The sequence below is a fragment of the Moorena sp. SIO3I8 genome, assembly GCF_010692325.1.
GTDB lineage: Bacteria > Cyanobacteriota > Cyanobacteriia > Cyanobacteriales > Coleofasciculaceae > Moorena.
Map to the genome: position 1 here is coordinate 1 of NZ_JAAHHW010000095.1, position 25,035 is coordinate 25,035.

The window sequence follows — 25,035 nt, forward strand, 5'->3', positions numbered from 1 at the left end:
GCTGCAGGCCAATGGGATGTTGATCTTGACTCCATACCGATACCTCGGCCCAGGGGTGTTCTTTTTGCACTTTCTCCACTTCACAGCCCAGTTTTTTTTTCCACTGCTGTTGTTGTTGAGATATGAATTGGTGATTGTTGGTCGAGGTACTTTTAGCCCTTTAATCCATTTGCTTGAGAATCCGCCATCCAAGTTGAAGTCAGACAATTCGAACCAATAATTCACAGAGATAGTCTGCAACTTTGCGACCGTTCCACAGCCCACCATCCGGGGGTTGAAGTTACCGTAAGGATAGGGTCGCCTTAATCAAAAAGTTTTAACCAAAGGTGCGCAATAGTCGGCGAATTAAATTCGCCGACTATTGCGCACCTCTTTTATGCATAGCCGACTAACCATAAAGGCGACCCTATCCTAAGGTTTCGTTTCCGGGCTGGACCTGACAAAATTTGATCTAATTGCCCTTGTTGCTGATAGCTTTTAAGAGGTGGAGCAAAACAGGTTTCTACGCCTACCATCTCCCAAGGTCAACGGTCCAATCCGGTTGTAGCCCCACACCAGTTCATAAATCCAACTTCGTTTATATCCAGTCACTTTGCGCGACTTCTTCACTGGTTCTGCCAAGGGCTAGCAACCAGATGATTTGATAGTGGGAGCATTCAATCGGATCTTTCCCTTGACGATAGCGCTGTTAATGTTCTTCTATACTCAGATGGGGTTCTATGCTGATTCGCTTGGGCATCAGTTTGGACCATTGTCTTGCATCTCTCATATATTACGGTTATTTAATGCAACTTGATATTACCTGAATAAAATGTTAGAGGGTGGGGGATTATAGCTGAGGGGGTGACATGAGCCCTGAAAAGCTTACTATATGAGGCTTTGATGCCAATTATCTCAGGGAAGATACAGTCCCAAATTGACCCTACGAATGATTTTCTGGAAGCTCAAACCCTTATAAATACGTCCAAGGTCGCGCCCAAAACAGCATATATATTTTTGTAACTTATGGGCTGAAATTATTACCCAGTAATGATTTCAGCTTGCATGTCACCCCCCCAGGGATTATAGCCTCCCCAAACCCTCCACGTAATACTAAAAATTAAGACTAAAAATTAAAACTAAACATTCAAACACAATTGAACATAATTACTGTTTTCTGAATCCACTGACTGAGTGTTACCCGACCTAGGGGATAAATCATTATCCAGCCAAATTTCACTAGTACCTAACCTCTGACCATCACTAGCTAACCAGCTCTGGAACACTTCCATGCGACCATCTTCTGGACTAACTAGCTGATAAACTCTGAACCGCTTTTTTCCTTGGCTCTGATAACGAATACACTGCAAGCCATAGCCGATTTTATCTAAGAAGCGCCTGATAATAACAATCGGAGTTGCTTTTTTAGCTAGTCCTATCCCGGTGATGGTTTTGATAGCACAACGGTTTGCTAATGCGATCGCAGCCATCTGCTGCAAGTCCTGATCAGTATTTTTGAGTTCTCGTTCCAGATTTTCTAATAGAATTGGTATCCCCAAAACCTTCATGGTACCAATCATGGCTCCTAGCACAGCACGATTGAAATCCGGTAGAAATATACTCCCTTGACCTTGCTCAATTAACAGTCGCGCTACCTTAGCATCCCGTTCTGCTAGATGTTGCCGACCGATGGTAAGAAAATAATGGAGCCGTAGCTGCTGATACCAGCCTTGGTCATCTTTGAGTACCAGTTCTGGTGTGACTGGGATGCCATAACGCTGCTTTAAATCGTACTTCCGTAGTGAGCGACGCTCCGATGGTGTTTTGACTAGGCATTTGCTAATCTTTTGATATTGGCTATCACTGAAGTCTTGACTAGATGCGATCGCATTACACTCAGCCTGATAGTTTTGGTCTCTAACTGCAGTAATCGCTGCCATCAGAGCATTCTGTGCTCCCAACTCTTCCGCTTGGGGTGAACCCTTAGACTTCTTTTTCCCAGCTTTAGTGGAACTAGCTGGGGAAACATCCATCACCAGATGACCTTCAGCACGCAATCCTGCTAGCACGGATTCCCGATAGTTCACCATGGCGGCATTGAATCGGACAGCCATTTTAGCCCAGCACATCAAGGATTCTGCTTGAAAGCCTGTATCTAAATCATCCACAGCATCGAAATCCGATTGTTGTAGCAACCGAATATTCATTTGGGTCAAACGCTGTCCAGATGCCAGCAGTGAGGATAGAGACGTGGAGCCATTACCCACTTGATTAAAGCCATAAGGGGCTACCCAGATGAACCGGGGGAGATTTTCTCGGATTCGCCCTAAGGTTTGTCTGACACTATTTTCTCCTTGCACCCCTTGGGCAATACACCACACAGAGGTAAAGTGTCCCCGCAGATCAATACTCACTCCCGTTTCAATAGCAGGACTAGCTAATACAATGTCATACTCCCCTAAAACATTGTTGAGGTTATTGATACACCCCATGGCTGGATGACTGGTTTCACCAAGGGATTCCGAATCAATGCGCAATATCCGGAGGTCGGGAAATTGCTTTTTTAGGTAAGCTTCTAGAGTGCAAGTACCCCATTGGCTCTTTGGTTTTTGAGCAGAAAGACACACAAAGGGTTTGCCTCCTTGAGCAATGTGTGCTTCTAGCTCTCGCACTAGTCTTTTTGGTGTGCTATCGGTATAGTTATGAATTTGCCAGGACCCGTCAATGTTGGGTTTCCAGTCATTCTCAATGATGAAGGGTTCCAGGTCAACGCCAGACAAGGTCAGTAAGTAATCTATCGATATATCACTCAAGTCTGCATCCGCAATATAAACTTGACCAGACCCCCCCAAGACATTCTGGATTAGGGTTTTCAGGGATTTGAGAATAGCAACCCGATTACTCTGACAGGTGCTAGAGTTCAATCCATGCCAGAGCACTTGCTCGACTTCATCGATAATCACTACGCCATCAGACCAGTTAGCGGCATTGAAGCGAGCCTGAGAATTACCATGCAAGGAGTCGAGACATAAACCATAACCTAATACCCCTTGCTTCTGGTCATCCCTGACCTCAGTGATATACTTGATGCCAAAGCGTTGGCACAATGCTTCTACTAATCGCACCCGATGACCAAGCACCAATACCCATTGCTTTCGGGCTAGGGCTTGAGAGACAATTTTTTCTAGTAGTTGGGTTTTTCCAGTACCCTTAGGGGATTTAATGCCAATCAGTTGGGCTGTATCCGGAATCGGAAGTTCTTGCAGATAGCGGCAATTTACTTTAAGGTTAGCTCCATAGGTGAGCTGGGTTAGGGATTTAGCTTTCCAAGTATCCAGGGGGAGTGCTCGTTGGTAAACTTGCTCAAAGGTCTTCTGACCTTGATCAGCAATTAAATCATCTACCCCTTTGCCTAGCTGGGCATCCCAAGTTATTACCTTCACAGGGCAACCTGCTTGATTGAGCAGATATCCCATTCTACGAATCGCAGCATTGACAGCTTTGATCGTATTCGGTTTCGAGTCTTGGTCAAAGACTATGTAAATCGGTCGGTCCGGAGTCGCTAGTTTCTGTAGTTGAGGAATCAAGTCAGACTTGCCAATCCGATTTCCCTGGGCATCCCTACGGATTCGATACCCACCATTAATTCCTGGTAATGCGATCGCAGCGTAACCAGCAGTGAGTAAAGCTCCAGCTTTCTTAGCGCCCTCAGTAATACACAAGGGAATCGAGGGGTGAGAGATTAGCCACTGCCAAAACCCTAGATCCGGTTGATTGTGGTCAAGGTCTGTGGGGAGAATAGTAAAATCATTGCGTTCAGCAATCCGTTGCCACAGGTGGAAAGGTACTCGCAGAGCAAACAAGCCTGTGGGGGTTTTGGGGGGATGTTCATATTTTATTAGCTTCCTAGTTTCCCCACTCTGACGGGGTTGGCTGGGTTTGAAACAGCCCCAAATATCCTCCTGACCAGTAAGCAAGTCAATACCAGAACACCACCATCCCCCTTGTTCGAGGTGTTGATAGCGTTTCAGAATCGAGTTTAGCAATCGACCATCATTGCGTCTGGGCAGGGAGTCGGAATAGAAGAGATACTCAAATGGGCTAGAGCCTTCGAGAGACCTTACATTGAGGCGAGTCAGCTGTTCATCAACACTACTAGCTGTCCACTCCTGGATATGGTTCATGGGTTTGGGGAAGACTCTGGCAGAGGTCACGCTATATCTAGTGGTTTAATCTTTAACTTAAGGAATATAACACTATTTGTGACCTAATAGCTTATTTTACCTAATGCTTTAGCTTTTCTTGACAGTTCACCGTTTACCGTTCACCGTTGACGGTTGATAGTACCATAAAATGATCACTTATCCCTAGCATCGGATCACTAGTCATTAGTTATTAGTTATTAGTTATATAGGGATCAGTGTAGGAATTGTGACAATTTTTGTTCCCTACTCCCTACTCCCTACTCCCTACTCCCTGTTCCCTTTGCTATTGCACCATATTCCCATAGTCTGGGCGAGAGTTGGAAACGCCACTTTCACCCTCATTGCTCTAATTATTATTGCCCTAAGTTTAGGTCAAGCAGGTTGGTTTCGGTGGTTAGCGCTTCACATAGCTAATTGGGGATGTGGTCGTGGCCATTTGCTTTTCTCCTTAGTGATCCTAGTCGGGATGTTATTGAGCAATGTGTTTACTAACGTGGCCACCACCATAGTCTGGACAGCTGCTGTCATGGAAATTTTGCTGCTGCTTGGCTTTAGTGCCAAAGCTACTCTAGCATTTGTATTTACTAGTGGTTTTATTACCGATGCCGCTAGCTTGCTACTGCCGATGAGTAATCCAGTAAATCTGATTTATGTTGATTATTTACAGATTTCCTGGTTGCGGTATGTGATGGTGATGTTGCCCGTAACCGTTGCCACAATAGCCACTAGTATCATCATTCTCTGGTTCTATTTTGAACCCGAAATCCCCCTGACCTATAACCTTGCCCGTCTACCACCACCTAATCGTGCGATTCGAGATTCCTTAATTTTTAAATTGAGTTTTCCTATTTTAGGACTACTCCTAATTGGCTACTTGTTGGCAAAAGTGCTAAATTTACCCATTGCCTGGATTGCTGCTATGGCAGCTTTAGTGATGGTGGCATTAGCAGCACGTTCCCTTAACGGTCGTGCTATTACACTTAGTTATATTTTACAGCTAGCAGGTCAACTGCCATGGCGAATTATTTTACTTATCCTAGTCCTGTTTTTATTCAGCATCGGTTTGGACAATCTGGGCATAACTGCTCTGTTGAGCCAGCGGTTGGAAATTCTTTCTAATTGGGGACTCACCTTAGCCGCTAGTGGTAGTGGTTTCCTAGCCACATTTATTGCCAGTGTACTCAACAATTTACCAACATTACTGCTGAATGCTAAGGCAATTGAAAACATTACGGATATTGATCCAGCTGTAAAAGAAGTGATGATATACGGTAATTTAATTGGGTGCAACTTAGGAGCAAAAATTACTCCTTTAGGAAGTCTATCAACTCTACTTTGGTTGAATGTATTGGCTTTTAGAGGACTCCAAATCAGTTGGGTTTATTATATTCGCTTAACTTTTATTCTTACCATGCCAGTTTTGTTTGTTAGCTTGCTGAGTTTAGCAATTTGGTTACCATGGCTAATTGCTTGATTATATTTATGTTCACATCTTAACTAAAAATGCTATATAATAGAGAGAGGAATTACATGGGGTTTGTGACCAATGACAATGATTACTCAAAACTCTCCCAATAAAAAATCACAACTAGTGTCATTGGAAGCATTTCTAAAACTACCAGAAACCAAACCTGCTAGTGAGTACATTGATGGCCAAATTATTCAGAAACCAATGCCACAGGGAAAACACAGCACAATTCAAGGGGAATTGGTTACTGCTATTAATCTAGTGGTGAAGCAAGAACGAATTGCTCGTGCTTTTCCAGAACTTCGGTGTACTTTTGGTGGACGCTCAACCGTTCCGGATGTATCTGTGTTTGTTTACCAGAGAATTCCTCGTGATGACAATGGCGAAATTGCCAATGTTTTCCAGGCAGCGCCTGATTGGACAATTGAGATTCTTTCACCTGACCAAAGTCAAACCAAGGTGACAAAGAATATTCTCCATTGTTTAACGTATGGGACGGCAATGGGCTGGTTGATTGATCCAGAAGAGCAAACCGTTTTCGTTTATCGTCCAAAACAGCAAATCGAAGTGTTTGATCAATCATCCGAGAAACTTCCTGTGCCATCCTTTGCTAGGGAGTTAAGCATTACTGTGGGCGATTTGTTTAGTTGGCTATTGGATTGAAGCTATAATGGTAGGGTGGTAAAAAAGCGATCGCCGATAAGCTTAATGGAAAAAGTCTATTACTTTTTGCCCACCCTACGACTAAACTGCTTTTTTGTAACAGGCTACTGGTGAGCATATGCAGTAAATTGCCTTTTGAAGGGAGACTTAAACCCTAAAACTATATCCTGTTGGGGAACTCCGGCTTCAACTAATTCATTAGCTACTCCCACTTCAGTGCCATCACTCTGAATCCAAATTTTGTTATCTTTTATATCAATATGAATTAAGCTTCCATATTCCCGTCGTTGGTCATACCAGCCCACTAGCATAACTAAATAATGATTGCGCTCACTATCAAAAATCATTTGAACTTCTGTCTGATCATCGTTAAGGTTGATAGCGTGGGCTTTCAGGATTTTTTGGACTAATTCATGATAGTTTAATGTTTCCATGCCTTTCCGTAAACTTTGATGTATAATAGAATATATTTGGTGATAACCTAGCCATCTTTTTCCAGGGCTAACCGAACGGTGTTGTGAAAAATATCCTTGGTTGGTATAGACAGATGGGCAATTGGAAATGACTTAGGCTTTTTAAGATTTATTATAACTGAGATCGATCTAAAAAATTCCTCCCGCGCTCTACCGTAACGTCACCATCGGGAGGAATTTGAGCGGAATTATTAAATTGAGACCATAGGGTAAAAGTTAAACCTTGTTTAACTCGTGTTCGCCACACTTGCCTACCCCAAAGTTAGGTGTTTCCCTCTATAACTAAAACGATATCACCAGGGAGTTTGTGACATTTTTTTCGACTTAGAGTCCTGTTTTAAGAACTTCCGCCGCTAAAATCTGGGGCCGGGTACAAACAGATTGGCCACTTTAAACTCTTTCGCTCCCACTTCCGACAGCGAGAACGTAATCGGGTAGGGACGGGAAACACCTTTACAAAGATCCGGTTTCAGGCGGATGAAGGTAACAATGGGAGGCTGGGATTTTGCCAATATGGTTGTGAAGTCCTCTTTCTGCGTGCAGCCGTTGCTCGTCACTACGATCGTGACACCTTTTTCAGTGATGTTTATTCCATGCAATGGTTCTACCGTTTCTGCTAAAGCCGTGGGAGCTGTGACACAAAATACTGCCACTACAGCAAAGGGCAGGGTCGCTAGACCGAGTGCTAGTCTTGAGAGTGCTTTCTTCAAGGGAAGAGCAGCTGGCTTGAAGCGGTTGAATGGTGTATTTAGCATGATGTTTGAATTATTGATTTTCCGAATTTTGGCCTGATGTTAAAGGGACAGGACAGTCGAGATGATGGAGACCCTCGTGTCTCCCATCCCCTTAAGGCCGGGCCAATTTGGATTGAGCACTCAGAAGATTGAACCATAGGGTCTCCTTGTGGCTTCTGGTTCCGGGGAATTCAGGAATACTCAGGTTTCCTGCCCGATCGGACTTTGGAAAAGATTGGAGTTCGGCTCAAGAACTCCTGCGCCATTCGCGATTCTAAGAGCAGGGATATTTCATTGTCAATAAAATATAAGATAATCAGAGATAATTACTCTTAAGTACAAAAACTGATGCTTCGCTTTTTTACAGAAAAGAACCAACGGGGGCAGTTGCGATTAGCCCGAAGGGCGTTGGCTAGCGATCGCATCCTTGTCAAAGCAATACCCTAAACCTGAATAAAATAGGTTAACCCTTAATTATAACTTATTATTTTCAATGATTGGCTAGATTAAGTAAACTGCTTGGTAAAATGATTCCTATCAGTGATACCAATGGGTGTAATAGTGTTTACAAATTCAAGGCAGGAAGTGATGCAGGGTGGTCTTATATCATGTCAGGATAATTACCCTTAAAAAAAACCTTACCCATCTCCCGTTTCTCCCCATCTCCCCATCTCCCCATCTCCCCACACTCCCCTATCTTTTTCTATTTCCTATTCCTTGCGCACAGCGCTATTACTCACATGATCGCCAATCCAACCATCCCCTTGATGACCGCTCAAGAGTACTTGGCATGGGAAGAGAAGCAACCCATTAAATATAACTTTATCAATGGTAAAGTTTATGCCATCACTGGGGGAACACTTCCCCACAACTCCATTGCCCTCAATTTAGCCTCTGCCCTAAAAATTCACTTACGTGGCAAAAGCTGTAAAGTTTTTATGGCAGATGCCAAACTTGGTGTATCAGCAAACGGGCCTTATTACTATCCCGATGTCATGGTAACCTGTGACCACCGTGACCAAAAGTCCCGCAAAGTGATTTATCACCCTTGTCTGATTGCGGAAGTCCTTTCCCCTGGTACAGAAGGTAGCGATTAGCCCGAAGGGCTACGCTACGCGAACGCGGTAAAAAATTTAGACACTACCGCCGCCTTGATACCCTTAGGGAATATCTCCTGATTGATTCGGAAACCATGAGCATTGAATGCTACCGACTTAATGATAGAGGCAAATGGGAACTTACCAGTTACTTGATGGATGAAACCACAAAAGACGCAACAGAACCGGATGTACATATAACCAGCATTGACTTTGACTGTCCTCTATCCCAGCTCTATGAAGATGTTGAGTTTTTGGAAGACCAAGACAATTAATTACAGGTTTTTGGTGAGCAAAAGCTCATTTACTGGCTGGGTTAGCCTAGCGCTATAGTTTAGCCATGGCAATACTATAGCCACTCAATCAATTTATAGCGCAGCGCTAGCTTACCTGACCTCTGCTGAAGTCTTAACTATCACCCTACCAGCCTTGCCAGCACCAAACACCTGAGCAGTCAAGTCTCAACGGCTCGACTGGGAGTTGGGTTGGTACTGAGCAGAGTTGGTATTTTGAATAGAAGTACTCAACTTTCAGCACTTTCAGGAATTTCATCAGGTCTTTTTTCAGGACTTTCAGCAGCTGTTTTTTCAGGACTTTCAGAACTTTCAGCAGCTCTTTTTTCAGCCATTTCAGCAGCTCTTCTCTTAGCTTCGGCCAAGGCTTCCTGCTTATCTTCTTTCCGAACCTTGCAGAACCGTGGAGGCTGATCCATTGGGGGTGCCAATTCTTCTACAAACGCGAAGGCATTTTTGTGGGGAAGGAATCGGGCTTTGACCTGGATGAATTTTGGCTTGCCCTGCTCCTTGAGCTTAGGATTGAATCGGAATGGTTTGACCGAGGAGTCCCGCCAGAATAATGGACAGTGACCAGCTTTGAGTACCCGAGTTCTTTCTGTAGCCTGGTGAGTTTTGAGATAGTTCACTAATTGTTCACTGTGGTTCCTAAAGACTGACACACAGGGAACTTTACAAACAGGGATGAACTGCCACAATCCAGCCAAGATGAAATACCCATTGCCAATCGCTTCAGCCCAAGCATGGGGTCTGTCTTCCTGTAAAATCCCAATCACCTCAAACCGGATATCCTGGAATTTGTTCCGATCTGGGAAATGGATCGGCTTAGGATATACCACGAGGCGATGCTCTCGGTTTCCGGCCTCGATGTGCCCCTTGAGAATATCCAGCACATACCTTTTCCGGTTGTGCTTCAGCAGAAAAAAGAGTGGGTAAGGCTTACCCTGGATGGTAATGGTAGGAATTTTCTCAGACAAATCTACCTCACCAGTTATAACCCCAACAGCCATAAACTTTGGTTCTGATGGCTGAATTAGTTCAATTGGTTGAGATGGTTTTACTAATTTTTTGGGAATTTCTGGTTTTTTGATTAGTGTTAGAATTTCTGACATAATTAAGAGTGATTGTTTATGTTCTTAACAAAAGACATCTAAAGAAATCTAGGAGATAGATCCAATAGGTTACCTGGCAACTGCAAGACGAAAATAGAGACGATACAACTGATAGCTTGGCTTCGCCTGATTGCCATCGAGTGTCACCAAACCCATACTTTCTATAGGTGCGCTCTTACCATTAAGGATTAAATTCGCGCTTTGGTGTATTTTTCAATGGGCGAGTAAATCCCCCTTGGGTCACACCTCCTAGTGTAGGTACTGCTTGCAAGAACTCCTTTTATGTTATCTCTCTGACGAGAAAGGTGATAAAGGCCAAGGCTGGCCAGATCAGGAGATCATGCTCCCATGACTATTAGTCCAATTTGGTTTTACTGCTATTAGTCGAATCAATACCATAGTGCTGCCCTAAATTCTGCTCCTGCTTTGGCCTAAGCGGCTTTGGGCGCTTATTAGACTTCGCCGGAGTTGTCAGGGGAAAGGGGAAAGGACAAAGAGATTAGATTTGAGTCTACCCCAAACCTGTTGATGCCAAAATCCCAGTATGAACAATCGGTGTTGGGCAATAGGTCTTGAGCAACCTCAGTTCCCTGTCAGAAATTGCCTGGTGTTTTGAGAAGATAGGAGACATCATTCAGAATTCAGGAGAATAATTCAGAAGTTATTGGGAGAATACATAGGTTAATTGCCCATTAAACTCTGATTAATTCCAAATTAACTATAAAATTCCGTTATTATGGCTACTGACTCCTGACTCGAAGCTCCTGACTCCTGGATAAAGTCGGTGATGTCGAACTCAGTTTGGGCAAGACTAGGATACTCGAAAACCACCTGGACTTAATTCACAATATTTTTACTTTTTTTTCATAATTAACCAAATCTTCACATTTAGTTTAAAAAAGCTTTCAAAAAATTTGGCTAGTCTTCATGATAAATTTATTAAAATTATACTGATTTTTTCAGATCCTTACTTATATAACCTAACTGGGTTGTTTTTACAGCACCTTTGAACGGCACAGGAAGCTGCAAACAGCGAGTCAATCCCAAATGGACTAGTTTGGGATTGACTCGTAATTATCACTATTAGCCACTGAATCCAGAGGAATTGCTACAACCCACACTCACCTCAACCAGGTTTTGTAGCAATAATAGTGCGGTGACGAGGATCGCTGGCTACCGTGGTCTGATAGTCAAAACCAACTTTAATCATCGCCTCTTCTACATTAAAGCTGTAGTAGTCATCACTCCAAGGTTCTGTACTTTTCATCAACACAAACAGTGCAGGGGGGAGATTCTGGATGACTGGGGAGGCAGGATTATTGTCTACAACACCAAGGCAGCCACCAGGTCGTAGAATCCGTAGCACTTCCGAAAAAATTTCCTCTGTTGCTTGGCGCGGTAGTTCGTGGATCACAAACTGTAACGTGACCACATCAAATGAATTGTCCGGTAAACCGGTGTCCTCTCCTTTGCCATGGATCCATTCTGATATTTCTGCTGTCTGATCCATGGTCTTGGCCACAGCCAGCATATAAGGGGATAAGTCTAACCCAACGGTGCGGATTTTGCCCTTTTTGATCCTGGAGTAGTAGCGGTGTAGCGCTAAGGTAGAGATGCCCACTGAGCAGCCAATGTCTAGGACATCTGTGACTATCTCGGGATTATACTCTCCTAGTACTTTATGAAAACTACTTCGTAATCGTTCTTGTGCCGAAAGCCAAGTAAGTTTTTCTTTAGGCCAAATCCTCAACCCCATAGCCTTGGTAGCACTGCCAGCTTCAAAGGCAGCTTCCCAGCATAGGTTTCCCTGGTCATAAGCATGGAAAGGCACTTTGTAGTAGTCTGGGTAGACCAGGCTAGGGTTAGTAATCTCGGATAGTAAGGTCTTCGCTGCTGATTTTTCTAACTCCTGGTAGTTTTTCCGCCACTCAATCCCATTTTTTTCTGCGGTTTTAATTAGCACCTGTCTGGCCTGGTGTTGCATCACCTTGTAGATCGGCTTGGTGTCGATCAACAGATTAACGAACCGGGAGAGTAAGTCATCCCCCGCCCAGTCTGGTTTGAGCTTGTCTTTCATCAGTATTCAAAAATTATCCCAATGATTAGCTCATCTAATTATTTCATAGGGGTATTATTGCGCGGTATTATTCCTCTGCCCCAGCACCGATTTCAGTTCAAGTAACTAAACAGTGGCATCAACAATAATAAAGTAGTGTGGGAGAACGTTACGTTTATTCCTACCTACAAAGAGAATTAATGGCTAATGATTCTTAACCACCCAAAATCCCAAGTGGACAAAAGCTGGAGTAGTTGGGTCATAGTTCTATTACTGCTGGTGTGGATAGCGATCGCAGCAGGTTTACGGTTTACCTATCTGGCCGGAAAACCCCCCTGGTCAGATGAATTTGCCACCCTAGTGTTTAGCCTGGGCAATAGTTTTCGGAGCGTACCCCTGGATCAGGTGATTACCTCAGATACCCTCTTAGCTCCCCTCAAACCGAACTCTAGTGCTAGCATCAATTCCGTTATTAATAACCTAATCACGGAGAGTAATCACCCACCACTGTACTTCGTCCTCACCCATCTGTGGCTGAAGCTGTTTCCAGGCCATGAGGAATTGGTATCCCTGTGGGTAGCGCGATCCTTAAGTGTCCTACTGGGAGTGATTTCCATTCCAGCCATGTTTGGCTTAGGTTGGTTAGGGTTTCGCTCTTCCCTGGTCGGTCACTTCGCAGCAGCACTGATGGCTGTTTCACCCTATGGCATCTATCTGGCACAAGAAGCTCGACACTACACTCTAGGGATTCTATTAGTTATCGCTTCAGTCAGTTGTTTGGTGTACGCTACGCGATCGCTTCAACGGCAGACTCCCTTCCCGATTTCAATAGCATTAATCTGGGTTATTGTCAATAGTTTAGGCATAGCTGTCCATTACTTTTTCGTCCTGGTGATCGCAGCTGTAGGACTGGTAATGCTTGGGTTGCGGATTGGGTCAGGGGGTTCAGTGTTTTCTTGGAAGTACTGGTGGCGAATTTACGCGGTAGCCCTCGGGACATTAATGGGAGTCTTAGTTTGGCTGCCAATTTTGCCACGCCCCTCCAGTAATCGTTTGACAGAGTGGGTTCACCAAGACACAACCCTGAGCAATTTGCTCGAACCGGTAGCTAGACTCTTGTCTTGGCTGATCACTATGGTAGTGATGCTGCCAGTAGAAGGGCAATCCCTACCGATTATGGTCGCCTCTGGACTAGTAACAGTAATATTAGTAGTCTTGATCGTGCAACTGTTGCGTCGAGGACTCAGAATTCAGAGCTTACACTCCCAGACTAAGGTCATGACTCAGGTTTTGGGCGGATTTGTGGTGGGAGCGATCGCATTATTCTTATTATTCACTTACGGTCTTGGGATTGATTTGACCTTAGCGGCTCGTTACCAGTTTGTCTACTTCCCCATCGTAATTATGTTACTAGCAGCAAGCTTTGCCAGTTGTTGGAGAGCTGCCCAAGGGAAAGATCAGCAATGGGTAGCACTAATCCTGTTGATGGGATTGGTAGGTGGAGTCATAGTCGCATCCCATGTCAGTTACCAAAAAGCCGATCGACCAGATCTTGCGATCGCTAAAATATTAGAGATTAGTGATTCCCAGTCTCAATCCCTTCCAGTCCTGATTGCCACAGTTCACAAAAGCCATGAACAAACAGGAGAAATCATGGGCTTAGCTTGGGAATTGAACCGTCGCAAAGTAGTTGATACTGCTATTAATTCACCCCAGTTTCTCTTGGCACATAAAGACACCGAGCCAAGGGTGGCTACAGAAACGCTACAAAAAACTGTGGCTCAACTGCCGAAACCTTTAGAATTGTGGGTAGTCAATTTTTCTGCCTCTGTTGAGTTAAAATCCCAAGGTTGTATTAAGGATAAACAATCTATATCTAAAGTCCCTGGTTATCGATTTCGACGGTATTACTGTCAGAACTATAGGGCTGGAGCCAGCGAATAAGCGAGAGTGGTAAGCATTCAGCTTAAGCGCTACGCGCACGCTACGCGAACAGCATTCAGCTATCAGCATTCAGCTTATGTGCTACGCACACGCTACTTGAGGTGCTATCAGTAGTTGGCCAACGGCTGACGCCTGACGCCTGACGCCTGACGCCTGAATGCTTACGTGTGGGGATAGGGTGGAGACGGGAGATCTAAGAAGTAGTTTTCGATAATTTGCTATAGTTATAGAGATTTTTGCTTATTTTTATTCTACTTTATGCACAGACATCAGCAATTTTGCTAAACCATTATTACTAGATTCAACACTTAATCTTGAATACTTAGTACTTAATCTTTAATCTTTAATACTTAATACTTAATACTTAATACTTAATGCTTAATCTTTAATAATCTCTGTTCCCAGATCCGCTGTTCCCAGATCCGCTGTTCCCAGATCCGCTGTTCCCAGATCCGCTGTTCCCAGATCCGCTGTTCCCAGATCCGCTGTTCCCTATCAAACTTGGCAATTGCTGTAATTGTATGGTATATTTTCGAATAAATTAATAGCGCTAGAGTAAGTTGTCCGATCATGATAGATACCACCCAAGCTGCCTATCTTCTAGGTATTTGTCCTCAACGAGTTCGCCAACTCCTGAAAGAGGGCAGAATTCAAGGAGCCGAAAAAGTTGGTCGCTTTTGGCGGATTCCCCTATATAACGGTATGCCCAAGATAGTTCCCGGTAGCCGTGGACCACAAGGCTCCTGGAGAAAACAGCCCAGCAAATCCCTGACTCACATTTACCTCAACGAGGAAATACTTCTCAAGAATCAACAAAACCATACAACAGACCCAGTGATTACAGTTAAACGGGGTAATCGCGATATCAACTGTCATTATGTAGAAATCAGCGGGCCATCCCGGTTAGTCTATCGACCCGAGTCTCCCAAGAATGGTGGTGCCACCCTTTGGATAGAGGTTGAACCGAATGTGGAGGTTGTAACTAAGGTTTTTGGTCAGTATTAACATTTTCAGAATTAAGCTCAACCACTTCTAGGCTGTATCCTCTTTGCTTAGCAATCCGCTTAGCTTTGGCTTGGGCTTGACTGGAGGAATCAAATTTGAGTGCTCCCCCTGGATGAGGACACCAATTTAAGCGTTCCATACCACCTAATAACTCTAATGAGGCTAGGTAATTAGAGCTATTGGATTCAAATAATACGTACCTAGCTCGGGATGAAGTCCTGTTAGTAACATCGTGAGATTCTTGGCGACGTTGTTGTTTTAGTTTTGATGCACGACCCATAGCAGACCTCTAAAAAACTAGTGTTGAATTTTTAAAAAATTATCATTCCGGGGGCAAGTGATTATTGACAAAAGCAGAATCCTAGCTTGACCAAAGATAGTGCAAATCCAAGACAAACCCAGGCAAAACCTCCTCCCCTGATAAAGTCTTAGGAGACTCCAACACCTCCACCACTTGTCCTGGTCGATAAATTTCCACTTGCCGTGCTTGAGGATTAATTAACCAGCCCAGACGTACCCCATTTTTTAGATATTCCTCCATCTTGGCTTGAGTCACCGTTAACCGATCACTTGGAGACATTAATTCTAGCACAAAATCCGGACAAATCGGTGGAAATTTCTGACGTTGCTCTGGTTTAAGTGCATCCCAGCGTTGTTGTTTAATCCACGCTACATCCGGAGAACGGTCAGCACCATTAGGGAGTTTAAAGCACGTCGATGAATCAAAAACTTTACCTAGCTTAGTTCGTCGATTCCAGATCACGAAATCAGCATTTATTTCTGAATTATAGTTACCGGTTTCTCCGCCAGTAGGTGACATAATAATCACTTCTCCCTTGGCATTGCGCTCAAATTTAATCTCCGGGTTATTTCGACATAACTGATAAAATTTGTCATCGGTCAGTTCAATAATAGAGTTTAAATTTACTGTAAAAGCTGTCATGGTTATGTTAGCAAATTATATAACAAATTTAACAAGAAATATTGCTCACATCTTGCTTATTTAAAAAAAAGCAATGCTTGCTACGAGCCGCTACGCGAACGCACAATAATCCTAGGTTGACCAAAGATAGTGTAAATCCAGGACAAACCCAGGCAAAACCTCTTCCCCTGATAAAGTCTTAGGAGACTCCAACACTTCCACCACTTGTCCTGGTCGATAAATTTCCACTTGCCGTGCTTGAGGATTAATTAACCAGCCCAGACGTACCCCATTTTTTAGATATTCCTCCATCTTGGCTTGAGTCACCGTTAACCGATCACTTGGAGACATTAATTCTACCACAAAATCCGGGCAAATCGGTGGAAACTTCTGGCGTTGCTCTGGTTTAAGTGAATCCCAGCGTTGTTGTTTAATCCACGCTACATCCGGAGAACGGTCAGCACCATTAGGGAGTTTAAAGCATGTCGAAGAGTCAAAACAAACCCCTAATTTAGCTTGTCGATTCCAAATTCCAAAATCAGTAGCTAGTTCAAAATTTTGTTTACCAGTTTCTCCACCAGTAGGTGACATAATAATCAGTTCTCCCTTGGCATTGCGCTCAAATTTAATCTCCGGGTTATTTCGACATAACTGATAAAATTGGTCATCGGTTATTTCAATAATAGAGTTTAAATTTACTGTAAAAGCAGTCATGGTAATTTAAAATGTAGAATGGTAGTGACTATTGGACTTATTATTAATTTCCACAGGTATGATACACTCAGGACTACTATTTCTGACATTATTCACAGTAGTGCTAACGGGATAAACACTCATCTTATGGGCATCATAGGTAATCAGTAGTGGCTGCAATAGCTCCCGTTGACTTACCTGATGATGCAGCCATAAATCATAATCACTAGGTTCTAATATCACTGGCATTCGATCATGGATCGGACTGATAATTTCATTAGCTACTGTGGTTATAATTGTACAAGAAACAATTATCTCACCCGCTGGATTTTTCCAACGTTCCCAAAGTCCTGCAAAAGCAAACGGACGCTTATCTTTCCTCTGGAAATACAACGGTTGCTTCTTGCCATCCTTTCGTCGCCACTCATAAAAACCATCCGCTACAACCAAGCAACGCCGACGACGAAATGCACTGCGAAATGCTGGCTTTTCTGCTACCGTTTCTGCTCTAGCATTAATCAGCTTTGCACCAATTTTAATATCCTTTGCCCAACTAGGAATTAAACCCCAACGTAACAATTGCCATTGTCGCTCGCTATCGTTTGAGGGGTTTAAGACTGTTGCTACCAGCTGAGTAGGGGCAATATTGTACTTAGCCTCCTCAGTTGGCACATGATCTAAATTCAAAGCTCGCGCTAGGCTTACCCCTATCGTTGTCAGGGTGAATCTACCACACATACTGGCTGGACGTGATTTAGTATTTATGTACTATTTTAAAAGCCAGTTATCCGTCCTGAGTGCTACAAACCAGCAAGCCTGTATTAAGCGTTCGCGTAGCCTGGCCTACGGCCAATCGCAATTAAATCAGTAATTCAATTATTTGTGGCTGGACGCTCTGGCCAGTTTGTTAGTTTCGTCCCTTACTGGAGCAGCGTTCAAGTAATAGACCTTGACAAAATTAGCAATTAAATCAGCAATTACCCGATTCCCGATTCCCGATTCCCGATTCCCGATTCCCGATTCCCTGCGCGCAGCCCTATAGTACGGGCAACCAGTCCGGTCACCCGTAGAACCGTCAACTCTCAACGAACCATCAATGTCTTAAACATCTGTTTCGCTAAACTCACGATTCATGTGGTCAAAAGGCTGATCAACAAATCCGATATTCCCAATACCAGCTTCTGTTGCCATTGCTTTGACCATATCTTTCATAATCTCAATCCCACGTACCGTTGGACCGATTGGCACACCTAGGGAGTTATAGGTTTCCCGCAACCCTTGTAGAACCCGCTCATCCAGGACATTGGTATCACCAGCAACTAGGGCATAACTAGCATAGCGCAGGTAATAATCCAGATCTCGTAAACAAGCAGCATAACGACGAGTTGTATAAGAATTGCCACCTGGACGCAACAGTTCAGGAACTTCCTCATACAGTTGTGCTGATGCTTGCTTGACAATAGAAGCAGCATTGCCATTGATTAAAGTAGCTACAGCCACCCGAGCGGTGCCAGTTTCAAAGTAAGACTTAAGTGAATCGATGGCATCCCGATCTAGGTAGCGACCTGAGCTATCATAATTCCTAATCAAGTTTGTGACTAAATCCCTCATTAAATTATTCTCCCAACAACAATCTTGATAATTTTGATTTACTATTGGTGTCTTCCCATGATTTAGGGCGAGAACTCAACAGGTACAGAGCGCTACACTATGCACTCCACAGGAGTTAAACAGCAAGTTGAATGTGTGCTCAATTCCAGACGCTATAATTGGCTGGAGCTAAGCGTATACATATCTTTCATCACTAGATTGTACCCTGTTGCTTGTTGCTTTCATCCTTAATGCTTCTTTAGAATTGGGCGTTGTCCACCATCGATAGGACCGATTAATTGCGCAAGATACTCCCAGAGGGGGGAAACAGGGAAACTAGAACCGACCGACCCAATGCTCCCACTAACCCCATTGCTTATATAGAGGCGATATAGAGGGATTTAGGCAAAACCTGCTACTAACCAGAGCCTAGTTTTGCCATGGGCTCCCTTGCTGAGCAGACAAAGACCTTCTCTTGAGCCTTTGTGCGAGCCTTTTTGCCAACCTGACTGAGTCTAGAAGTCGAAAATTTAATTTTTTATTCATATGAGATCCGTACATCTTAGGACATTCTGTATTGTTAGATACATAATGTCCTACTTTCTATCCCTAGGATGAGTCAGGAATCAGGGAACTACAACTTTTCACTGTTCAAGGGAAAAGCCAATCAAGATGCTTTTATGGGGGGGTGACATGCAAGCTGAAATCATTACTGGGTAATAATTTCAGACCATATGTTACAAAAAGATACATTCTGTTTTGGGTTGACATTGGACTATGTTATAAGGGTTTGAGCTTGCCATTAAATGAATCGAGAGTTAATTTGGGACTAGATCTTACATGAATTATTGGCCTTAAAGCCTTATATAGCAAGCTTTTAATGGCTCATGTCACCCCCTCAGGATGCTTTTAAGGAAATCGTGCTCCTTGAACCACTCGCAAAAAAAGTATCTCCCCACGAATAACTGACTCGGATGCTTACCTAGCCAGTCCTCGGTTTGGGAAAGGTTAAGTGTAGCCAATTTTGGTAGATTCACTAAGTCAAGTAATTTTCTAAAATTGTTTCTTTGTAAACAAACGTAAAGCTGTTCAAAGGAGTCATTCATGCCTGAAACCCCACAAGAAGTCTTGAAAATGATTCAAGACGAAGACATAAAAATCATCGACCTTAAATTCATTGATATGCCAGGGATCTGGCAGCACTGCTCGTTCTACCAAGACCAAATAGAAGAGGATTCCTTTGTCGATGGAGTTCCCTTCGATGGTTCAAGTATTCGGGGTTGGAAAGCAATCAACGAATCTGACATGGCAATGGTTCCTGATCCCAAAACGGCTTGGATCGATCCATTTATGAAAGAACCAACCCTGAGCATGATTTGCAGCATTAAGGAACCGCGTACAGGGGAATGGTACAGCCGCGATCCTCGCAGCATTGCTCAGAAAGCCCTTGACTATCTGAGCAATGCTGGCATTGGGGATACCGCCTTCTTTGGTCCAGAAGCTGAATTCTTTGTGTTTGATGATGTTCGCTTTGACCAAACCGAGAGTCAGTGCTACTACTATGTAGACAGCGTTGAAGGTCGTTGGAATTCTGGTCGAGAAGAAGCAGGTGGTAACCTCGGATATAAGCCTCGCTATAAAGAAGGTTATTTCCCTGTCTCTCCCACAGACACCCTGCAAGACATGCGTACCGAAATGCTGCTAACCATGGCAGAGTGCGGTGTACCCATTGAAAAGCACCACCACGAGGTCGCTACAGGTGGACAGAACGAGTTGGGTTTTCGCTTTGGCACCCTAATTAAGGCTGCTGACGATCTGATGACTTATAAGTATGTCATCAAAAATGTTGCCAAGAAGTATGGCAGAACTGTCACCTTCATGCCCAAACCAATCTTTAACGACAATGGTTCGGGGATGCATACCCACCAATCGATCTGGAAGGATGGAGAACCCTTGTTTTGGGGTGATGGTTACGCCAACCTAAGTAAAATGGCGCTCAATTACATCGGTGGTTTACTAAAGCACGCACCAGCTCTGTTAGCATTTACCAACCCCAGCACCAACTCCTACAAGCGTCTGGTACCTGGGTTTGAAGCGCCCGTGAACTTAGCTTACTCCCAAGGTAACCGTTCAGCTTCCATCCGCATTCCTCTATCTGGACCCAATCCCAAGGCGAAGCGGTTAGAGTTCCGTTGCCCTGATGCCACCTGTAACCCCTATCTCGCCTTCGCCGCTATGCTCTGTGCTGGTATTGATGGCATCAAGAACGAGATTGATCCCGGTGATTCTCTAGATGTGGATATTTACGACCTCTCTCCAGAGGAATTGAGCAAAATTCCATCCACCCCCGGTTCTCTAGAAGACGCTCTGGCAGCCTTAGAAAAGGATCATGCCTTCTTGACTGAATCAGGAGTATTCACCGAAGACTTCATTACCAACTGGATTGAATTCAAAATAGACAACGAAGTCAATCCCATGCGGTTGCGGCCTCATCCTTACGAGTTCGCACTCTACTACGATGTCTAGTACTTTGTCAATGGTTAACTAAGACCATTAGCCATCCTTAAGGGTGGCTTCTTTATTTATTTGTAACTCTTTATTAATTAATATTTCAGATCGCTCAGAAGTGACGAACACGTCGGACTAGATCTTTGCCGTTTTGAGTACCAAGATCTATAATCAAAGTAGTAGGGAAAAAAATTAAGAGCTAACCGCCACCTACTAATTAAAATAGAAATTTTTTGTATTGTTCCGGTGCGGAGGGGCATCCCGTATCGTTAATAAAGCTTGCCGAGTATCCGAACCGTTGGGTGGAGTTGGCAAGAAGCCCACACTGAACCGATAGGTCAGTGTGGGAATATGTCACCTAATAAAATCTATGACAGTTGCATATCCTCACAAATCAAACAACGGCATGGGTGCCCGTGAAATCCTGCCACATGTGGTACGCGATCGCAAACTTCACCTGGTCATGCTCAACCGCTATCGCTACAACGAACAACACAGTTGCCTGGATCTCACGGATTTGGTAGAAAAGCTGGATGGTCAGCCAAAAGAACTGGTCCGTGACCTATCTCATCACATTGCTGACGAAGCTCGTCATGCCATGTGGCTGACTGACCTACTCATGGAACTGGGGGCAGATATTGGTAAGCCCCCTGGAGTGTCCTACATCAACGAATTTGATCGACTCATCGACCAGGAAAGCTATAAACAACAAGGAAAGCTTGATGATGGACTAATCGGTGGTTTGGCAGCGATTAATGTCACCGAAAAACGGGGATGTGAGTACTTCTCAGCTCACATCAAAGCATTGAAAGAGGCACCGAAAACTGAAGAAAATATTAAGATTATCAAAACCATTGAACGGATTTTCCCAGAGGAAGTTGGTCATGTCCGTTGGGGGAATCGGTGGTTGGCACAAATTGCCAAGAAAAGCCCAGAACATCGACAGAAGGTAGAACAGGCAAAGCGCCAGTATGTAGCCATAGAACAGGCGGCTTATGAATCTGGTATAGATCTGATGGCAGGTGCGGAACTACGCCGACTCAATAACTTGCTGGAGGTTGCCAATACTTTGCCAGTGTGGGAACGTCCTCAGTACCTGATCGAGCGCTTACCCCAAACCTTGCTAGCCCCTGAACTGCAAATGACCAGGATTCAGGTAGCACAAAAGGCTTGGCAGCAAGATCCACAAGGGTTTATAGAAAAATTTGTGCCAATGTTTTTAAAGGGTCTCAATCAGGTATCTAAAAATCAGCAAAAAGCAGTCTCCTAGAAAATTGGTCAAGTAATCAGAAGCTGAGCAAGTGCCTTTGTTAGTGTTTCGATCTCTCAAAGGTAAAATATAAGAAAAGGGTTCAAGGAAAAAGGTTAAAGAAAAATCATCTTTTACCCTTGACCCTTTCCTTTTTGCCTCTCTCACCTAATTCCATGTCTCGACCCTTGATTTAAGAAAATTAATCAACGTGTCAACAAGCATAGCTACAGGTGATACTGGGTCTTAGGCAAACCCCAAGACCAGCACAGAGAAATTGATTATGACAAACCCACAGCCGAATCCTGACACTCTATCTAGTCAAGACTTGTCAATGGCAGAAATCGTTGCCAGTGAGTTCAACCAGACTATGACTGCCGTTAACTATGTCGAAAACATTGAAACGGTCATCTCCAGCCTGGAACAAAACAATAGCGCTATGGTAAGCCACAGTGAAGAAGGCTACTTGTGGAAGTTTCAGTACGGTAGCGTGGAAGTATTCGTCCAGCTCACTGGTTCCACAGATGATGACACCTTTACAGCTTGGTCTTCTGTGATGCATCTACCTGCCAAAGACGAGGCAACATTGATGCGCAAGCTCCTGGAAATGAACTGGTATGACACCTTTGAATCCCGCTTTGCTATTGTTGAGGATCAAGTTGTCGTGTTATCCACGCGAACTGTTGCTGAATTGTCCCCAGGAGAAATTTCTCGCGCCATTACCGTGGTAGCCACTATTGCCGATGACAATGATGACTTATTACAAGCTCAGTTTGGTGCCGCCTAGAATCTTCTGATTCAAGTTGATATTACCACACAGGTGAAGGAATAAAGCTTAAAACATACCAGTTAATCAATTAGCGAACAAATCAGCCAACAATGGCATTGTTTCATACTTCAGACTTACCACTTGAGACTTCTGATAGTTCAGACTTACCACTTCAGAGTTCATCCTGGCGTTTAATTCCCTTACTACAGGCATCAGGGCGGCTTCAGATGGCCATTGACCAGTGGCTACTAGCCCAGCACCAACGGGGAAAACATTCCCCAGTATTGCGATTTTATACCTGGGCATCACCAACCATCTCTCTTGGCTACCATCAACGCCGTTGGCCTGAGTTCTGGGAACAACTCACTTGGGCATCACAACCAGTAGAGCTGGTAAGGCGTCCCAGTGGTGGTAGAGCTGTGCTACATCAGGGAGATTTGACCTATATGGTGGTTAATTCCGGATTGACTGGTAAACGTCTTGATGCCTATCACCAAATTTGTGAGTTTTTGATTCAGGGGTGGCGCTCCCTTGGTGTAGAGTTGCACTATGGTTCAGCTGGACGGGGGTATATTAACAATCCCAACTGTTTCGGGACTGCTACTGGTGCCGATTTAGTGTTAGCAGATGGTTCTAAACTGATTGGTAGTGCTCAATTGCGCCGTGGTAATGTGATTTTGCAGCATGGCTCAATTCGCTTAGAACCAGATGCTCGACTGTATACTCAAGTGTTTGGGGAAGTGCCCCCTCCCTTTCATCTACCCATGGCTCAACAGGGAGATGCCTTAATCAACATTGTGGTGGATGCCCTAACTCATGCTGCTGCTGATTGTTTTGGTGTGGAGTTGGTAGAGAAGCCTTTATCAAATCAGGAGTGGCAAGAAATTCTGGCTTTGGTAAATAGCAATCAGAACAAATCTGGTTGAACACCCATAGTTAAGGCTGATGGGAAAGCAGACAAGGACAGGTTTTTATCATGGGTAATAATCCAGAAATAATCAGGACTTAAGCAAAAGTAGGTAACAAACTCGCTTATGTCTGAAATTACTCCAAGAAACAACTTGGGCGTGATGACTTGTAAGCTCCGAATCCTGTACCGAGCAAAATATACTTCTGGCTCGTTTCTCAATCTTTGACAATAACTGCCATAAATCCCACCTCCTGTCAGTATTTTCCCTGAGGGTAAGTTCAAGGTAAGTTTATATAATCCTAAACAAGCACCTTTTTCAGTAATAGCTTCAAGTATGAACCAGCACAGATGAATCAGGTTACCCATTTTTTTTTCCGGCTTAGGGTTTGCTAACTTTAATAAGTTAACTCATTTATCCAAATCAATTGATAATCACTAACTTTAATCTAATTATAACTCAAAAATATTTGTTTTATTTTAATTAAATTAGGATTAGACATGGTTAAGGGATAATAAATTATAGATATTTTTAAATTTATGAGTAAATCAATTTGTGTTGATAGGATCCTGAAGCAGTGACATACGATCAAGACAAAAATCTCATCTTAGTTGTAGATGATACACCCACCAATTTGTCAGTTATATCCCAGGCTTTGCACAATGCTGGCTTTACGGTTGCTGTGGAAACAGATGGTGAAAGTGCGATTGAACAAGTTAACTATAATCAACCCGATCTAATTCTATTGGACGTAATGATGCCAGGAATTGACGGATTTGAGACTTGCAAAAGACTAAAGGCAACAGGGCAAACGCATCTAAATTAGATTTAAAAATAAGCAAAAAGGTGATAAAAAAACCCAGGTTAAGTTGATAAAAAAAATATGATATCATGACTTCATGACTAATTTTTAATAACTCGTTGGCGTGTCTGACAAGTGCATGGTCTGACTCTCACCAATTAGTCTTAGGACAACATAAAGTTAAGGATAAATCCAATGAAATTACCGCTATCCCTCAATTACTAGAAATGCTATCAATTGAGGGAAGCATAATTACTATAGCAATTCTATAACTGGTGAGGTACAAATATCTAGGTTTTAGGGAGCAGGGAGCAGGGAGCAGGGAGCAGGGAGCAGGGATTAGGAACCCACCCCTAACCCCTCCCAGGAGGGTAGGGCTGTTTCATTCTGGCCAAAAATGGGGAGATGGGGAGATGGGGAGATGGGGAGAATTTTGGACGAATAGTCGTGATTTTGGCCAAATTTATCTAACCATACTCAAAAGCCGAATCACGAATTGTTAGTCATTTGAGTTGATTGAAGCCGGCTAATTAGTCAGATTTTAATGACTAAATTTGGGGATTTT

The 25,035-nt window shown here is 43.7% G+C and carries 23 protein-coding genes and 2 pseudogenes; 13 read left to right on the top strand and 12 right to left on the bottom strand.

Translation table 11 applies throughout. The features are described from left to right. Window positions 1-1,118 precede the first annotated feature (1,118 nt). Window positions 1,119-4,193: a plasmid replication protein, CyRepA1 family gene (locus F6K51_RS26695; protein ID WP_364303811.1), complete on the bottom strand. Its 3,075-nt coding sequence runs from the start codon at window positions 4,191-4,193 to the stop codon at window positions 1,119-1,121. Window positions 4,194-4,410: 217 nt separating this feature from the next. Here F6K51_RS26695 and F6K51_RS26700 point away from each other — a divergent pair, with 217 nt between their 5' ends. Beyond that, complete coding sequence (locus tag F6K51_RS26700; protein ID WP_293025833.1) at window positions 4,411-5,658, top strand: ArsB/NhaD family transporter; 1,248 nt, start codon at window positions 4,411-4,413, stop codon at window positions 5,656-5,658. A 72-nt stretch (window positions 5,659-5,730) separates the two neighbouring features. Next, the gene (locus tag F6K51_RS26705) at window positions 5,731-6,315 is read left to right on the top strand and encodes a Uma2 family endonuclease (RefSeq protein WP_293025835.1); all 585 of its coding nucleotides are present in this window, start codon (window positions 5,731-5,733) and stop codon (window positions 6,313-6,315) included. A 104-nt stretch (window positions 6,316-6,419) separates the two neighbouring features. On the opposite strand, the gene F6K51_RS26710 is transcribed toward F6K51_RS26705, so the two are convergent. Together F6K51_RS26710 and F6K51_RS26715 are read right to left on the bottom strand one after the other, a co-directional pair. After that, a complete protein-coding gene (locus tag F6K51_RS26710; protein WP_293025837.1) occupies window positions 6,420-6,749 on the bottom strand; it encodes a XisI protein in 330 nt (109 codons plus the stop codon). Between the two features lie 392 nt (window positions 6,750-7,141). After that, the gene (locus F6K51_RS26715; RefSeq protein WP_293025839.1) at window positions 7,142-7,543 is read right to left on the bottom strand and encodes a hypothetical protein; all 402 of its coding nucleotides are present in this window, start codon (window positions 7,541-7,543) and stop codon (window positions 7,142-7,144) included. 719 nt (window positions 7,544-8,262) lie between these two features. Between F6K51_RS26715 and F6K51_RS38605 the strand changes: the two genes are divergently transcribed. Together F6K51_RS38605 and F6K51_RS38610 are read left to right on the top strand one after the other, a co-directional pair. Next, on the top strand, window positions 8,263-8,619 hold the full coding sequence (locus tag F6K51_RS38605; RefSeq protein WP_365940236.1) for a Uma2 family endonuclease: 357 nt from the start codon (window positions 8,263-8,265) through the stop codon (window positions 8,617-8,619). A 77-nt stretch (window positions 8,620-8,696) separates the two neighbouring features. Further along, window positions 8,697-8,894, top strand: coding sequence for a hypothetical protein (locus F6K51_RS38610; protein WP_364303813.1), 198 nt, complete (start codon window positions 8,697-8,699; stop codon window positions 8,892-8,894). Window positions 8,895-9,142: 248 nt separating this feature from the next. Here F6K51_RS38610 and F6K51_RS26725 read toward each other — a convergent pair whose 3' ends face one another. Beyond that, window positions 9,143-10,024, bottom strand: coding sequence for a hypothetical protein (locus F6K51_RS26725; protein ID WP_293025841.1), 882 nt, complete (start codon window positions 10,022-10,024; stop codon window positions 9,143-9,145). Between the two features lie 1,126 nt (window positions 10,025-11,150). After that, a complete protein-coding gene (locus tag F6K51_RS26730; RefSeq protein ID WP_293025843.1) occupies window positions 11,151-12,101 on the bottom strand; it encodes a class I SAM-dependent methyltransferase in 951 nt (316 codons plus the stop codon). Window positions 12,102-12,287: 186 nt separating this feature from the next. Between F6K51_RS26730 and F6K51_RS26735 the strand changes: the two genes are divergently transcribed. Further along, complete coding sequence (locus tag F6K51_RS26735; RefSeq protein WP_293025845.1) at window positions 12,288-14,024, top strand: hypothetical protein; 1,737 nt, start codon at window positions 12,288-12,290, stop codon at window positions 14,022-14,024. Between the two features lie 385 nt (window positions 14,025-14,409). On the opposite strand, the gene F6K51_RS38615 is transcribed toward F6K51_RS26735, so the two are convergent. Next, on the bottom strand, window positions 14,410-14,532 hold the full coding sequence (locus F6K51_RS38615) for a hypothetical protein (RefSeq protein ID WP_365940238.1): 123 nt from the start codon (window positions 14,530-14,532) through the stop codon (window positions 14,410-14,412). 62 nt (window positions 14,533-14,594) lie between these two features. Between F6K51_RS38615 and F6K51_RS26745 the strand changes: the two genes are divergently transcribed. Continuing rightward, complete coding sequence (locus F6K51_RS26745; RefSeq protein ID WP_075905225.1) at window positions 14,595-15,029, top strand: helix-turn-helix domain-containing protein; 435 nt, start codon at window positions 14,595-14,597, stop codon at window positions 15,027-15,029. Here the strand turns inward: F6K51_RS26745 and F6K51_RS26750 are convergent. The 5 genes from F6K51_RS26750 to apcB all read right to left on the bottom strand — a co-directional run bounded on the left by F6K51_RS26750 (window position 15,007) and on the right by apcB (window position 18,255). Then, window positions 15,007-15,309 (bottom strand): hypothetical protein, encoded by a 303-nt coding sequence (locus tag F6K51_RS26750; RefSeq protein WP_293025850.1) that lies wholly within the window; start codon window positions 15,307-15,309, stop codon window positions 15,007-15,009. The genes F6K51_RS26745 and F6K51_RS26750 overlap by 23 nt on opposite strands. An 81-nt stretch (window positions 15,310-15,390) precedes the next feature. Next, window positions 15,391-15,972 (bottom strand): Uma2 family endonuclease, encoded by a 582-nt coding sequence (locus F6K51_RS26755; protein WP_293025852.1) that lies wholly within the window; start codon window positions 15,970-15,972, stop codon window positions 15,391-15,393. A gap of 111 nt (window positions 15,973-16,083) precedes the next feature. After that, the gene (locus tag F6K51_RS26760; protein WP_293025854.1) at window positions 16,084-16,665 is read right to left on the bottom strand and encodes a Uma2 family endonuclease; all 582 of its coding nucleotides are present in this window, start codon (window positions 16,663-16,665) and stop codon (window positions 16,084-16,086) included. A 6-nt stretch (window positions 16,666-16,671) separates the two neighbouring features. After that, window positions 16,672-17,382 (bottom strand): SOS response-associated peptidase, encoded by a 711-nt coding sequence (locus F6K51_RS26765; RefSeq protein WP_293025856.1) that lies wholly within the window; start codon window positions 17,380-17,382, stop codon window positions 16,672-16,674. Window positions 17,383-17,745: 363 nt separating this feature from the next. Beyond that, window positions 17,746-18,255: an allophycocyanin subunit beta gene (apcB, locus tag F6K51_RS26770; protein WP_293025858.1), complete on the bottom strand. Its 510-nt coding sequence runs from the start codon at window positions 18,253-18,255 to the stop codon at window positions 17,746-17,748. Window positions 18,256-19,338: 1,083 nt separating this feature from the next. Between apcB and glnA the strand changes: the two genes are divergently transcribed. From glnA to F6K51_RS26790, 4 genes are all read left to right on the top strand, one after another. Then, the gene (gene glnA, locus F6K51_RS26775; protein WP_293025860.1) at window positions 19,339-20,760 is read left to right on the top strand and encodes a type I glutamate--ammonia ligase; all 1,422 of its coding nucleotides are present in this window, start codon (window positions 19,339-19,341) and stop codon (window positions 20,758-20,760) included. A gap of 352 nt (window positions 20,761-21,112) precedes the next feature. Beyond that, entirely contained in the window at window positions 21,113-22,012 is a 900-nt protein-coding gene (locus tag F6K51_RS26780) for a ferritin-like domain-containing protein (protein WP_293025862.1), read from the top strand. A gap of 262 nt (window positions 22,013-22,274) precedes the next feature. Then, entirely contained in the window at window positions 22,275-22,778 is a 504-nt protein-coding gene (locus F6K51_RS26785) for a YbjN domain-containing protein (protein ID WP_293025864.1), read from the top strand. Window positions 22,779-22,870: 92 nt separating this feature from the next. Further along, the gene (locus tag F6K51_RS26790) at window positions 22,871-23,686 is read left to right on the top strand and encodes a lipoate--protein ligase family protein (RefSeq protein ID WP_293025866.1); all 816 of its coding nucleotides are present in this window, start codon (window positions 22,871-22,873) and stop codon (window positions 23,684-23,686) included. On the opposite strand, the gene F6K51_RS26795 is transcribed toward F6K51_RS26790, so the two are convergent. After that, on the bottom strand, window positions 23,668-24,036 hold the full coding sequence (locus F6K51_RS26795; RefSeq protein ID WP_293025868.1) for a hypothetical protein: 369 nt from the start codon (window positions 24,034-24,036) through the stop codon (window positions 23,668-23,670). The two genes, F6K51_RS26790 and F6K51_RS26795, sit on opposite strands and share 19 nt — an antisense overlap. 209 nt (window positions 24,037-24,245) lie before the next feature. Between F6K51_RS26795 and F6K51_RS26800 the strand changes: the two are divergent. The 3 genes and pseudogenes from F6K51_RS26800 to F6K51_RS26810 all read left to right on the top strand — a co-directional run. After that, window positions 24,246-24,473, top strand: a pseudogene (locus F6K51_RS26800) (response regulator); the annotation flags it as partial. Window positions 24,474-24,598: 125 nt separating this feature from the next. Further along, a pseudogene (locus F6K51_RS26805) lies at window positions 24,599-24,730 on the top strand (ISAs1 family transposase); the annotation flags it as partial. 15 nt (window positions 24,731-24,745) lie between these two features. Next, window positions 24,746-24,973 (top strand): hypothetical protein, encoded by a 228-nt coding sequence (locus F6K51_RS26810; RefSeq protein ID WP_293025870.1) that lies wholly within the window; start codon window positions 24,746-24,748, stop codon window positions 24,971-24,973. Window positions 24,974-25,035: the final 62 nt, after the last annotated feature.